This is a genomic window from Malikia sp. (genome assembly GCF_028687635.1).
In the GTDB taxonomy this organism is placed as follows: domain Bacteria; phylum Pseudomonadota; class Gammaproteobacteria; order Burkholderiales; family Burkholderiaceae_C; genus Malikia.
The window spans coordinates 68,833-82,395 of record NZ_JAQTZS010000004.1 but is presented as its reverse complement, the minus strand read 5'-3'; the positions used below and the strand labels follow the sequence as shown (position 1 = coordinate 82,395).

The 13,563-nt window shown below is 64.9% G+C and carries 11 protein-coding genes; 6 read left to right on the top strand and 5 right to left on the bottom strand.

Features of this window, described 5'->3' with window-relative positions:
- Position 1 precedes the first annotated feature (1 nt).
- From PHR85_RS04275 to PHR85_RS04250, 6 genes are all read left to right on the top strand, one after another.
- Positions 2 to 628 carry a response regulator transcription factor gene (locus PHR85_RS04275; protein WP_300050877.1) on the top strand — a complete coding sequence of 209 codons (627 nt, stop codon included), beginning with the start codon at positions 2 to 4 and terminating at the stop codon, positions 626 to 628.
- 14 nt (positions 629 to 642) lie between these two features.
- A complete protein-coding gene (gene folD / locus PHR85_RS04270; protein WP_300050875.1) occupies positions 643 to 1,497 on the top strand; it encodes a bifunctional methylenetetrahydrofolate dehydrogenase/methenyltetrahydrofolate cyclohydrolase FolD in 855 nt (284 codons plus the stop codon).
- Positions 1,498 to 1,710: 213 nt separating this feature from the next.
- Complete coding sequence (locus PHR85_RS04265; protein ID WP_300051200.1) at positions 1,711 to 2,838, top strand: branched-chain amino acid ABC transporter substrate-binding protein; 1,128 nt, start codon at positions 1,711 to 1,713, stop codon at positions 2,836 to 2,838.
- Positions 2,839 to 3,004: 166 nt separating this feature from the next.
- Positions 3,005 to 3,469: a hypothetical protein gene (locus tag PHR85_RS04260; RefSeq protein WP_300050873.1), complete on the top strand. Its 465-nt coding sequence runs from the start codon at positions 3,005 to 3,007 to the stop codon at positions 3,467 to 3,469.
- 18 nt (positions 3,470 to 3,487) lie between these two features.
- A complete protein-coding gene (locus tag PHR85_RS04255; protein ID WP_300050871.1) occupies positions 3,488 to 3,850 on the top strand; it encodes a response regulator in 363 nt (120 codons plus the stop codon).
- Positions 3,851 to 3,872: 22 nt separating this feature from the next.
- Complete coding sequence (locus tag PHR85_RS04250) at positions 3,873 to 5,642, top strand: chemotaxis protein CheW (protein WP_300050869.1); 1,770 nt, start codon at positions 3,873 to 3,875, stop codon at positions 5,640 to 5,642.
- Positions 5,643 to 5,716: 74 nt separating this feature from the next.
- Here PHR85_RS04250 and PHR85_RS04245 read toward each other — a convergent pair whose 3' ends face one another.
- The 5 genes from PHR85_RS04245 to carA form a co-directional block, all read right to left on the bottom strand.
- Positions 5,717 to 7,786, bottom strand: a complete 2,070-nt coding sequence (locus PHR85_RS04245; RefSeq protein ID WP_300050867.1) for an ATP-binding protein — start codon at positions 7,784 to 7,786, stop codon at positions 5,717 to 5,719.
- Positions 7,787 to 7,924: 138 nt separating this feature from the next.
- A complete protein-coding gene (locus tag PHR85_RS04240) occupies positions 7,925 to 8,365 on the bottom strand; it encodes a DUF4149 domain-containing protein (RefSeq protein ID WP_300050864.1) in 441 nt (146 codons plus the stop codon).
- Positions 8,366 to 8,374: 9 nt separating this feature from the next.
- Positions 8,375 to 8,851 carry a transcription elongation factor GreA gene (greA, locus tag PHR85_RS04235; protein WP_300050860.1) on the bottom strand — a complete coding sequence of 159 codons (477 nt, stop codon included), beginning with the start codon at positions 8,849 to 8,851 and terminating at the stop codon, positions 8,375 to 8,377.
- Between the two features lie 105 nt (positions 8,852 to 8,956).
- Entirely contained in the window at positions 8,957 to 12,214 is a 3,258-nt protein-coding gene (gene carB / locus PHR85_RS04230) for a carbamoyl-phosphate synthase large subunit (protein WP_300050857.1), read from the bottom strand.
- A complete protein-coding gene (gene carA / locus PHR85_RS04225) occupies positions 12,207 to 13,382 on the bottom strand; it encodes a glutamine-hydrolyzing carbamoyl-phosphate synthase small subunit (protein WP_300050854.1) in 1,176 nt (391 codons plus the stop codon). The genes carB and carA overlap by 8 nt, the downstream gene beginning before the upstream one ends.
- Positions 13,383 to 13,563 lie beyond the last annotated feature (181 nt).

Genomic DNA, 13,563 nt, shown 5'->3' with positions numbered 1-13,563 from the left:
GATGAGTTTGATCCCGAAAAAGGGCACGATCTACGTCGTCGATGACGACGAGGCGGTGCGCGATTCGTTGCAATGGCTGCTCGAGGGCAAGGACTACCGTGTCCGCTGCTTCGACTCGGCGGAATCCTTCCTGAGCCGCTTCGACCCGCGCGAGGTCGCCTGCCTGATCGCCGACATCCGCATGGACGGCATGGGCGGCATGGAGTTGCAGGACCGCCTGATCGAGCGTCACTCGCCACTGCCGATCGTCTTCATCACCGGCCACGGCGATGTGCCGATGGCGGTCGAGACGATGAAGAAAGGCGCGCTCGATTTCATGCAGAAGCCCTTCAACGAGGAGCAGCTGCTGCCGCTGGTCGAGCGCATGCTGGACAAGGCGCGCGAGTCCTTCGCCGCGCAACAGGAAGTGGCCACCCGCGAAGCCCTGATCGGCAAGCTGACCTCGCGCGAGGCCCAGGTGCTCGAGCGCATCGTCGCCGGCCGGCTCAACAAGCAGATCGCCGACGACCTCGGCATCAGCATCAAGACGGTGGAGGCGCACCGCGCCAACATCATGGAAAAACTCAACGCCGCCACCGTGGCCGACCTGCTCAAGATCGCGCTCGGCCAGGTGCCCGCCAAGAACTGAAAGTCTCCCCCAGAATGACCGCTCAACTGATAGACGGCAACGCCCTTTCGCGCCAGCTGCGCAGCCAGGTGTCCGAGCGCGTGAGCGCACTCAAGGCCAAGGGCCTGACCCCCGGCCTGGCCGTGATCCTGGTCGGTGAAAACCCCGCCAGCCAGGTCTATGTGCGCAACAAGGTCAAGGCCTGCGAGGACACCGGCATGCATTCGGTGCTCGAAAGGTACGACGCCAGCATGACCGAGGCCGAGCTGCTCGCCCGCGTCGAGGCGCTCAACAACGACCCCAGCATCCACGGCATCCTGGTGCAGCTGCCGCTGCCCGCGCACATGGACGCGCAAAAGGTGATCGAGGCGATCAGCCCGGGCAAGGACGTCGACGGCTTTCACATCGCCAGCGCCGGCGCGCTGATGACCGGCATGGCCGGCTTCTGGCCCTGCACCCCCTATGGCTGCATGAAGATGCTCGAGAGCATTGGCTACGACCTCAAGGGCAAGCACGCGGTCGTGATCGGGCGCAGCAACATCGTCGGCAAGCCGATGGCGCTGATGCTGCTGCAGCAAAACGCCACCGTGACGATCTGCCACAGCGCGACGCCCGACCTCAAGGCCATGACGCTGCAGGCCGATGTGATCGTCGCCGCGGTCGGCAAGCGCAACGTGCTGACCGCCGACATGGTCAAGCCCGGCGCCGTCGTGCTCGACGTCGGCATGAACCGCAACGAGGCCGGCAAGCTCTGCGGCGACGTCGATTTCGACACTGTCAAGGAAGTGGCCGGCTGGATCACCCCGGTGCCGGGCGGCGTCGGCCCGATGACCATCACGATGCTGATGGTCAACACGCTCGAATCGGCCGAGCGCGCGCTCGCCGCCTGATTCGCCTCCTGAACGGGCCACTGACAGGCCCAGCAGACTGACGGCACCCCGATCGGGTGCCGTTTTCATTGGCGGCTCGACCTTGCCGAGGGCGGGTTCAGGGTAAACCCTGAACCCGCAAAGCCCGCAGGCCTGGAAATTGCATGTAAGGTAGCGACCTGACTCCAGGTCATTTTTTCCACTCACGCAACAGGAGATGCGATGCAAATGAAGATGAAACTCACCGTTCTTGCTACCATTGCCGCAGCCTTCGGCTCGGTCAGCGCGCAGGAAGTCGTCCGGATCGGTCATGTCGGACCGGTCAGCGGACAGAGCGCGCATCTGGGCAAGGACATGGAGAACGGTGCCCGGCTGGCCATCGAGGAGCTCAATGCCAAGGGCGTCAAGATCGGCGGCAAGGCCGTCAAGATCGAACTGGTCGCCGAGGACGACGCGGGCGACCCCAAGCAGGCCACCGCGGCGGCTCAGAAGCTGGTCGACTCCAAGGTCAATGGCGTGATCGGCCACCTGCAGTCAGGCGCCTCCATCCCGGCCTCCAAGATCTACAGCGACGCCGGCATCCCGCAGGTTTCGCCTGCGTCGACCAATCCGAAATACACCCGCCAGGGCTACAAGACCGCCTTCCGCGTCGTGGCCGATGACGTGCACCTCGGCGGCACGCTGGGCCGCTACGCGGTCAACCAGCTCAAGGGCAAGAACATCGCGGTGATCGACGACCGCACGGCCTACGGCCAGGGTGTCGCCAACGAATTCGAAAAGGCGGTCAAGGCGGCTGGCGGCCATCTCATCGGCCACGAGTTCACCAGCGACAAGGCCACCGACTTCATGGCGATCCTGACCACCTTCAAGGCCAGGAAGCCTGATGTGGTGTTCTTCGGCGGCATGGACTCGGTCGGCGGCCCGATGCTCAAGCAGATGAAGTCGCTCGGCATCCAGGCCAAGTTCATGGGCGGCGATGGCGTCTGCACCGCCGAGCTGCCCAAGCTCGCGGGCGACGCGATGGCCGACGGCCAGGTGGTCTGCGCCGAAGCCGGTGGCGTCGAGGGGGCACAGAAGAAGGCGGCCGACGACTTCACCCTGCGCTACCAGAAGCGCTTCAACGACGACGTCAAGCTCTACGCCCCCTATGTCTACGATGCCGTCAACGTGATGGTCGACGCCATGGTGCGCGCGGGCTCCAGCAAGCCGTCGCAATACCTGCCCGAACTGGCCAGGACCCAGGCCTACCCAGGGGTGATGGGCCCGATCAGCTTCGACGAGAAGGGCGACATCAAGAACGGCGCGCTGACGCTCTACACCTACAAGGGTGGCAAGCGCGAGGTGATCGCCGTCGTGCGCTGACCGTCTCCTGACCTGAACGCCGGACGGATCCTGCCCGTCCGGCCGCCCTGCCGGTCCGGGCAAAGCTATTGTTTGCGGATAAACTCCAAGGCGACCAACAGGCTCACTACCGGCTTTTCGCAAGCCTGGGGGTCTGGTGCGCTTTTGATGCAACAATAGCAGCTACATGAACAGTTCATACGCTACCCAGCAGCCGGCACTCGACTATTTGCAGGGCCTCTCCGAACTCATACAAGGTCAGCTCGAAGCCGCCTGTGCCGATGTCGCGCAGACCGGTCAGCTGCTTGATGAGGCAGTCGACCAGCTCAACCTGAGTTTCAACGCCTTGGGCGAGGGTCTGTCGCGGCACGAAACCGCCGATGTCCCGTCGCTGACACCGCACGTGCACCAGGCCATCACCGGCCTGCAGTTCCACGACCTGACCAACCAGCTGCTCAAGCGCATCACGCTGCGCCTGGAAGGTTTGCGCGCCGTCATCGCCGCCGAACCCACGCTGCTGAAGGGTGGTGGCACAGCCGACTGGCAACAAGCCCTGCTGGCCCTGTCGGCGCAACAGACCGTGATTGAACTGCCGCTGCAGGGGGCCCTGCGGCAGCAGACCCTCGACAGCGGGGACATCGAACTCTTTTAATGCTCACCACAATCCAACATGAAAAAAATTCTCGTTGTCGATGATTCCCGCTCGCTGAGACAGATGGTCTGTTTCAGCCTCAAGTCGGCCGGCTACCTCGTCACCGAGGCAGCCGACGGTCTGGAAGCGCTGGAAATCGCACAACAACAGAATTTCGAGCTGGTGCTGACCGACCAGAACATGCCGCGCATGGACGGCCTGACGCTGATTCAGAAACTGCGTCAACTGCCGAGCTTTGCGCGCACCCCCATTTTGATGTTGACCACCGAATCCGGCGACGAGATGAAGTCCAAGGGCCGCGCCGCCGGTGCCACCGGCTGGATCGTCAAGCCTTTCGATCCCGAGCGCTTGATCGCGGTGGTCAACAAAGTGATCGGTTGAGACCGAAATCCGGGCCGTCCAGATGGTGATAGATACCAGTCAATTCTTCCAGATCTTTTTCGACGAGACCGAGGAGTTGTTGCAGCAGCTCGAGGCGCTGCTGTTGGACTTGGATGTACAGGCACCCGAAATGGAGGCGCTGCACGCGATCTTCCGGATCGCCCACTCCATCAAGGGCAATGCGGGAACCTTCGGTTTTTCCGAGCTGATCGACATCACCCATGTGATGGAATCCCTGCTCGACGAGATTCGCCATGGCCACAAGCGCCTGACGGAGACGCACCGGCATGTCCTGCTCAAGGCCAAGGACGTGCTCGTGATGCAACTCGACGGCCTGCACCACGAACGCTTCGTGGACGCCGCGCAGGTGCTGGAGGTGCGTGAGCGGCTGAAGCAGCTGGCGACCGAACCGGGAATCGGCGCCGACTTGCCCACGGCACGCCCCTCCAGGCCCCCGACGGAAGGGCTGGACTTCGGCTTCTTCGAGCCGCTGGAGCCCGAAACGGTCGCGAGCGGCCCCGCTCCCGAGGCCGCCCCCGCGCCAGTGCACGCGCCAGTCCCCGCGCCCGTGCCGTCGGCGCCCTCGCGCGACAGCGCGGCCAGCTCCCATGGCGGGGAGTCATCGACCATCCGTGTCAACATCGACAAGGTCGATCAGCTGATCAACCTGGTCGGCGAGCTGGTCATCACGCACGCCATGGTCCTGGCCAACAGCGAGGACCTGGACCCGGTCGTGCAGGGCAAGCTGCTCAGCGGCATCAGCCAGCTTGGCCGCAACACGCGCGACCTGCAGCAGTCGGTGATGTCGATCCGCATGATGCCGATGGATTTCATCTTCTCGCGCTTTCCGCGCCTGGTGCATGAACTGTCGGGCAAGCTGGGCAAGCGCATCGAATTCCTGACCGAAGGCGGCGCGACCGAACTGGACAAGGGCCTGATCGAGAAGATCATCGATCCCCTGACCCACCTGGTGCGCAACAGCATCGATCACGGAATCGAGACGCCACAGATCAGGCTCCAATCCGGCAAGAGCGAAACCGGCCTGGTACGCCTGGCGGCCTCGCACCGAGGCGGCCATATCGTGATCGAGGTCTCGGACGACGGCGCCGGACTCGATCGCGACCGGATCCTGCGCAAGGCCGCGGCCCAAGGCGTGGAACTCCAGCCTGAGATGAGCGATGAGGAGGTCTGGAACCTGATCTTCATGCCTGGCTTCTCGACCGCGGAGATCATCACCGACATCTCGGGGCGTGGCGTGGGCATGGATGTGGTCAGGCGCAATATCAACGCCCTCGGTGGCGCGATAAGCATCACCTCGATCGCCGGTCAGGGCACCCGGATCACGATCTCGCTGCCGTTGACGCTCGCCATACTCGACGGCATCGCGATCCGCATCGGCGGGGAGGTCTACATCCTGCCGCTGAACTATGTGGTCGAATCCTTCCAGCCGGCGCCGGCGGACCTGCACGATATCAGCGGCCAGGGCACCTTGATCCAGGTCCGCGGCGAGTACCTGCCCATCGTGGCCCTGCACGAGTTGTTCTCGATCAGTCCACGCTCGGACACGCCAAGCGCCGGCATCCTGGTGGTCGTGCAGATGGAGAAGCGCAAGGCCGCGCTGTGGGTCGACGAAGTCGTCGGGCAGCAACAGGTCGTGGTCAAGAACCTGGAGACCAACTACCGCAAGGTCCCCAATATCTCGGGTGCGACGATACTGGGAGACGGCAGCGTCTCGCTGATCGTCGACGTGGCGAATCTGCTGGGCCAGCAACGCCGGCTGATCGGCGCCTGAAACCGAAGCGGCAGCGGGGGCTTGCTGGACGCAGGCGCCCCCGCCACACCACTTGGCAGGCCGGCTGCCGCGGCCTAAGCCGTCAGGTGCGGCGCCACGGCCCGCAACAAGGCCCTCGCCTCATCCTCGAAGCGCCGCAGGCAGGCGGCCAGCTCCGGGCTGCCCTGGTGGATCGCGTCCTCCAGCGCCCGACACACCGGCACCAGCGCCAGCGCCCCCACGGCCCCGGCCGACCCTCTGAGCTTGTGCACGCGCTCGGCGCCCCCCTGGTCGGTGCCGAGCTGCTGCGGCAACTCCCGCAGCGCCAGCTGCAGTTCATCGCTCAACATGCGCAGCAGCAGCAGGAAAAACACCTGGTCACCACCGTGTTGCTCGCGCATCTGCTCGCCCGCTATGCCTGCGATCTCGGGCCAGACAGGGGGTCCGCAGGGGAGTTCCTGGGGCGACTCGGGCGGTGTCAGCTCGGCCGGCTCGAACGCGACCGGCGCGGGGGCTTGCAGCACCCGCAACAGCTGCGCGACCATGGTGTTGAGCACGATCGGCTTGACGATGAAATCGTTGGCGCCAGAGGCCAGGGCCTGCGTGCGCTCCTTGGCGTGCACGCCGGCCGAGCAGATCAATACCGGCAATGCCGTCAGGCCCAGTTGGCCGCGCAGATGTTTCGTGGCTTGCAGCCCGTCGAGCACCGGCATCTGAACATCCATCAGCACGGCGTCGAAGGCATCAGGCTGACGCCGCAGCAGCTCGATGGCCTGCTGACCGTTCTCGGCCTGGCTCGATGTCGCTCCTTCGAGTCGAAGCATGCGCTCGATCGTGAGCCGGTTCATCTCGTTATCGTCGACGACGAGGAAATGGCGGCCCGGCAGCCGCGGCCCCGTGGCTTCGGAGGCGTGGGGCGAGGTCTGTGGCACGGACTCCGGCCCCTGGCTGGTGAGGGCGAACGGCAGCTTGAACCAGAACCGGCTACCGCCGTGGGCTCGATTTTCCGCGCCGATCTTGCCACCCATGAGATCGACCAGATTCTTGCAGATCGACAGACCCAGGCCCGTGCCGCCAAAGCGCCGCGTCACGCTGCTGTCGGCCTGGGTGAAAGGCTTGAACAGCTCGGCCACCCGGTCGGCGGGAATGCCGATCCCGGTGTCGAGCACCTCGAAGCCCAGCCAGCATCCGCCGTCGCTGTGCCCGAGCCGCTGGACCGTGACGGTGATGCTGCCGCGCGAGGTGAACTTGATCGAATTACCAACCAGGTTGATCAATATCTGCAACAGCCGCTTGCTATCCCCGAGCAGGAACTGAGTCAGCCCCTGCGGCGCCTGCACGGTCAGCGTCAGGTTTTTCTCGCGTGCAGCCCCCACCATCAGGCGGTTCAGATCGGCCAGCAGATCGGTCAGCTGGAAGGAATGCTGTTCCAGCTCGATCTGGCCGGACTCGATCTTGGACAGATCGAGCACGTCATTGAGCTGGTCGAGCAGGACATTGCCGGCGCCGCGGATCCGGCCCACCATCTCGGCCTGGTCGGCATCGAGGGCCGTGCGCTCCAGCACCTGGGCCATGCCCAGCAGGGCATTGAGCGGGGTGCGGATCTCGTGGCTCATGTTGGCCAGAAAAACGCTCTTGGCGTGATTGGCCTCCTCGGAAGCCTCCTTGGCCTGGTTCAGCCTGAACTCGATGTTCTTGAGCGCGGTGATATCGGTCCGGAGCGCAATGTACTGCTCGGGCTGTCCCTGCTCGTCGAACAGCGGCACGATGGTGGCGCTGACCCAGTACAGGGAACCGCTCTTGGAGCGGTTGCACATCTCGCCATGCCAAATCTGGCCCTGCTGGAGCGTGCGCCACAAGTTGGCGAAGATGCTCTGGGGTTGCACGCCGGATTGGATGATCTGGTGCGTCTGGCCGATGACTTCCTCGCGCGCATAGCCGCTGATCGTGCAGAACCTGTCATTGGCATAGGTGATACGGCCCTTCAGATCGGTCACCGTCACGATGGCGTGCTGGTCGAACGCGGATCGGTATTGCTCAAGCAGTCGTTGCGTGCGCTGGGTCTCGCCCTGCGGGTCGACAGTCTGCCGCGACAGCGTCGACGCACCAGCGGGGTCATATAGGGCCGGCCCGTCACGGGGCAAGCACTTGAGTTCCTTTAACATTTGAAATCCGCCTTCCATCTCGCAGGTTTTGACGACCTGAACTGGCCAAATTCGACCACGGCATCACCCACGCCACACGATGGTGAAAATGATGCATGTCAAATTCTAAATCCAGAACATGCATCATTTCAATTCATTTCAGCGCAACCGGGCGGTCGAAAACGCCAGCAAGCCCAGCGCGCGCCAGGCACACAGGCACTGGAGCAGGACGAGCAAGACTCCGGCACGGTGGTGCCAGGTCGCGCGATCCGCGCCCGCGCCCTGCGCGTCCTGTATGCGCGGCGCAACGCCCCATTCCTGCAGCAGGGCCGCGCAGGCGGCGACCAGCAGCCAGGGCAGCAAGGCCCGATAGCTGGCCTTCCAGTCGGGAAATCCCGCCCGCGCGCGCACCCAGACCAGCAGCAGCAGCGCCACGACCAGGCTGGACCAGGACTGGATCTGGAACAACCTGGCCGCATAGGGACCGGCCAGCGCGGGATTGCCGAAATGCGCGAAGGCCAGCGGGACGGCCACGAAGCTCAACGCGCTCAGCCCGCCCGACCAGAGGGCGGCGAGCAGCAGGGGCCAGCGCTGCAGCATCACGACCTGTCAGCGGTAATGGACCGCGACGATCTCGAAACGCTTGACGCCGCCCGGCGCCTGGACCTGGGCCACATCGCCCTCCTCCTTGCCGATCAGCGCGCGCGCGATCGGGCTGGAGATGTTGATCAGGCCCAGCTTGATGTCGGCCTCGTCCTCGCCGACGATCTGGTAGGTCACGGCCTCGCCGCTGGCTTCCTCTTCCAGCTCGACGGTGGCGCCGAACACCACGCGACCGCCCGCGTCGACCGCGGCCGGATCGATGATCTGGGCCGCCGACAGCTTGCTCTCGATCTCGGCGATGCGGCCCTCGATGAAGCCCTGACGGTCCTTGGCGGCCTCGTACTCGGCGTTCTCGCTCAGGTCGCCCTGGGCACGCGCTTCCGAGATCGCGTTGATCACGGCGGGACGGTCGACGGTCTTGAGGCGGTGCAGCTCCGCCTTGAGCTTCTCGGCGCCGCGCTGAGTGACGGGAATGGTGGCCATATTGTTATTGCTCCGGACAAAGAGAAACCGCCGAACGTTGCCGGTCGGCGGTGTGATGAGTGGAATTATGCCTCAATCCCGAGGGATCGAGGCTGTTTCCGGCTCTCAGGCGGCGAGTTGCGCGTGCAGTTCCTGCACCGAATAGACCGCCAGGTTGTCGAGGTACCTCATGCCCTCGACCGCCGCTTCGGCGCCGGCGATGGTGGTGAAGGTGGTCACGCGGTTGAGCAGCGCGGTGGTGCGGATGTAGCGCGAGTCCATGATCGCGTTGCGGCGTTCCTCGACCGTGTTGATGACCATGGCGATCTCGCCATTCTTGATCATGTCGACGATGTTGGGGCGGCCTTCGGCGACCTTGTTGACCACGCCACAGGCGATGCCGTCGGCGTTGATCGCGGCGGCGGTGCCCCGGGTCGCGACGACCTCGAAGCCGAGCTCGACCAGGCCACGGGCGATGCCGGCCGCGCGCGCCTTGTCGTTCTGCTTGACCGACAGGAAGACCTTCTTCACGCCGTCGCTCGCGCGCGGCAGCTTGGTGCCGGCGCCGAGCTGGCTCTTGACGAAGGCTTCACCGAAGGTCTTGCCCACGCCCATGACCTCGCCGGTCGACTTCATCTCGGGGCCGAGGATGGTGTCGACGCCCGGGAACTTCACGAACGGGAACACGGCTTCCTTGACGCTGAAGTAAGGCGGGGTCACTTCCTTGGTGATGCCCTGAGCAGCCAGCGTCTGGCCGGCCATGCAGCGCGCGGCCACCTTGGCCAGCTGGATGCCGGTCGCCTTCGAGACGAAGGGCACGGTACGCGAGGCACGCGGGTTGACTTCCAGCACGTAGATCACGTCCAGGCCGTTCTGCTTCTGGACTGCGAACTGCACGTTCATCAGGCCGACCACATTGAGCGAAGCGGCCATTGCGGCGCTCTGGCGCTTGATCTCGGCCACGGTCTCGGCGCACAGGCTGTAGGGCGGCAGCGAGCAGGCGGAGTCGCCCGAGTGCACGCCGGCTTGCTCGATGTGCTCCATCACGCCGCCGATCAGGGTCTGGCCCTCATGGTCGCGCAGGCAGTCGACATCGCACTCGATCGCGTCGTTCAGGTAGCGGTCGAGCAGCACCGGGCTGTCGTTGCTGACCTTGACCGCCTCGCGCATGTAGCGCTCGAGGTCGCGCTGCTCGTGCACGATTTCCATCGCACGGCCGCCCAGCACATAGCTCGGGCGCACCACCAGCGGGTAACCCAGCGCCGCGGCCTTTTCCAGCGCCTCGGGCTCGGTGCGAGCGGTGGCGTTGGGCGGCTGGCGCAGGCCCAGCTCGTGCAGCAGCTTCTGGAAGCGCTCGCGGTCTTCGGCCGCATCGATCATGTCGGGGCTGGTGCCGATGATCGGCACGCCTTCGGCTTCCAGGCCGAGCGCGAGCTTCAACGGGGTCTGGCCGCCGTACTGGACGATCACGCCGGCCGGCTTTTCCTTGTCGACGATCTCGAGCACGTCCTCCAGCGTCAGCGGCTCGAAGTAGAGGCGGTCCGAGGTGTCGTAGTCGGTCGAGACGGTCTCGGGGTTGCAGTTGACCATGATGGTCTCGTAGCCGTCTTCGCGCATCGCGAGCGCTGCGTGGACGCAGCAGTAGTCGAACTCGATGCCCTGGCCGATCCGGTTCGGGCCGCCGCCCAGCACCATGATCTTCTTCTTGGTCGTAGGCGCGGCCTCGCACTCTTCCTCGTAGGTCGAGTACATGTAGGCGGTGTTGGTCGCGAACTCGGCGGCACAGGTGTCGACGCGCTTGTAGACCGGGCGCACATTGAGGCTGCGGCGCTGGTCGCGCACGGCCTTCTCGGTGGTCTTGAGCAGCTTGGCCAGGCGGCGGTCGCTGAAACCCTTCTTCTTCAGGGTGCGCAGCGTGTCGGCGTCGATCGAAGCCAGCGCGGCATCGGCCTTGTCGGCGGCGATCTGGTCGAGCTGCAGCTCGATCTTGATGATCTCCTCGATCTGGACCAGGAACCAGCGGTCGATCTTGGTCAGGTTGAACACCTCGTCGATCGACCAGCCGGCCGCGAAGGCGTCACCCACATACCAGATGCGGTCCGGACCCGGCTCGCCGAGCTCGCGCTCGAGGATCTCGCGGTCCTGGGTCTTCTCGTTCATGCCGTCGACGCCGACTTCCAGCCCGCGCAGCGCCTTCTGGAACGACTCCTGGAAGGTGCGGCCCATGGCCATGACCTCGCCGACCGACTTCATCTGGGTGGTCAGGCGGTTGTCGGCGGTCGGGAACTTCTCGAACGCGAAGCGCGGGATCTTGGTCACGACATAGTCGATCGAGGGCTCGAACGAGGCCGGGGTCGCGCCGCCGGTGATGTCGTTCTTGAGCTCGTCGAGCGTGTAGCCGACCGCCAGCTTGGCCGCGACCTTGGCGATCGGGAAGCCGGTGGCCTTGGACGCCAGCGCCGAGGAACGCGACACGCGCGGGTTCATCTCGATCACGATCATGCGGCCGTCGACCGGGTTGACCGAGAACTGCACGTTGGAGCCGCCGGTGTCGACGCCGATCTCGCGCAGCACCGCCAGGGAGGCGTTGCGCATGATCTGGTATTCCTTGTCGGTCAGCGTCTGCGCCGGTGCCACGGTGATCGAGTCGCCGGTGTGCACGCCCATCGGATCCAGGTTCTCGATCGAGCAGACGATGATGCAGTTGTCCGCCTTGTCGCGCACCACTTCCATCTCGTACTCTTTCCAGCCCAGCAGCGACTCCTCGATCAGCAGCTCGGTGGTCGGCGAAGCCTCCAGGCCGCGCTTGCAGATGATCTCGAACTCTTCCGGGTTGTAGGCGATGCCGCCGCCGGTGCCGCCGAGCGTGAAGCTCGGGCGGATCACGGTCGGGAAACCCATTTCCTTTTGTACCGCCCAGGCCTCTTCCATCGAGTGAGCGATGCCGGAGCGCGCCGAGCCCAGGCCGATCTTGGTCATCGCGTCCTTGAACTTCAGGCGGTCCTCGGCCTTGTCGATCGCCTCGGGCGTGGCGCCGATCAGCTCGACCTCGTACTTGTCGAGCACGCCGTGGTGCCACAGGTCGAGCGCGCAGTTCAGCGCGGTCTGGCCACCCATGGTCGGCAGGATCGCGTCGGGACGCTCCTTGGCGATGATCTTCTCGACCGTCTGCCAGGTGATCGGCTCGATGTAGGTGACGTCGGCCGTGGCCGGGTCGGTCATGATCGTGGCCGGGTTGCTGTTGATCAGGATGACCTTGTAGCCCTCCTCGCGCAGCGCCTTGCAGGCCTGCACGCCCGAATAGTCGAACTCGCAGGCCTGGCCGATCACGATGGGACCGGCGCCGATGATGAGGATGCTCTTGATGTCTGTGCGCTTAGGCATTTTTGTGTTGCTCCATCAGTGCCGTGAAGCGGTCGAACAGGTAGGCGATGTCGTGCGGACCGGGCGAGGCTTCCGGGTGACCCTGGAAGCAGAAGGCCGGGCGGTCGGTGCGCTCCAGGCCCTGCAGCGTGCCGTCGAACAGGCTGATGTGGGTCGGGCGCAGGTTGGCGGGCAGCGAGTCCATGGCCACGGCGAAACCATGGTTCTGGCTCGTGATGCTGACGCGGCCGCTGTCGAGGTCCTTGACCGGATGGTTGGCGCCATGGTGGCTGTTGACCATCTTGAAGGTCTGGGCGCCGGAGGCCAGCGCCATGATCTGGTGCCCCAGGCAGATGCCGAACAGCGGGATGCCGGTCTCGATCAGCTCTTGCGTGGCGGCGATCGCGTAGTCGCAAGGCTGCGGGTCGCCCGGACCGTTGGACAGGAAGATGCCGTCCGGATTGTGCTTGAGCACCTCGGCCGCCGGCGTCTTGGCCGGCACCACGGTCACCTTGCAGCCGCGCGAGGCCAGCATGCGCAGGATGTTGAGCTTGACGCCGAAGTCATAGGCCACCACATGAAAGCGCGGAGCGGTCTGCTCGCCGTAGCCCGGGGTGCCGTCTTCGCGCGCGAGCTTCCACTCGGTCTGGGTCCAGACATAGGGCTGCTGCGTGGTCACGACCTGGGCCAGGTCCTGGCCCTTCATGCTGGGGGCGGCCTGGGCCGCGGCCACGGCCTGGGCCTTGAGCGCGTCGGTCACCTCGACACCAGCTTCGAGGCCGATGATGGCGCCGTTCTGGGCGCCCTTCTCGCGCAGGAGGCGGGTCAGCTTGCGGGTATCGATGTCGGCAATCGCCACCGTACCTTCACGCTTGAGGTAGTCGCCCAGGGTCAGCGTCTGGCGGAAATTGGACGAGAGCAGGGGCAGGTCTTTGATGATCAGGCCGGCGGCGTGGACGGCATTGGCCTCCACGTCTTCCTCGTTGACACCGTAGTTGCCGATATGCGGATACGTGAGGGTCACGATCTGCTGGCGGTAGCTGGGGTCGGTGAGGATTTCCTGATAGCCGGTGATCGAGGTGTTGAACACCACTTCACCGACGGTCTGGCCGGTGGCGCCGATGGAGGCGCCTATAAAGACCGTGCCGTCTGCGAGCGCGAGGATGGCTTTTGCTGGGACGGTAAACACGGGATTCTCCAGTTTGGACGCACCTGTGCCCGGGGAGTGCAACGACGTCTTTTCCAGGGAGGCCGGCAAGGACTTGCCTACAGGTGCGCGAGGTTAGGGTAAACCTGACGATTATACCCCCGGGCCATGGACTGGACAGTCTGTTCGAAAGTCCTAGCAGATCAACATGACAGCTGGCTGT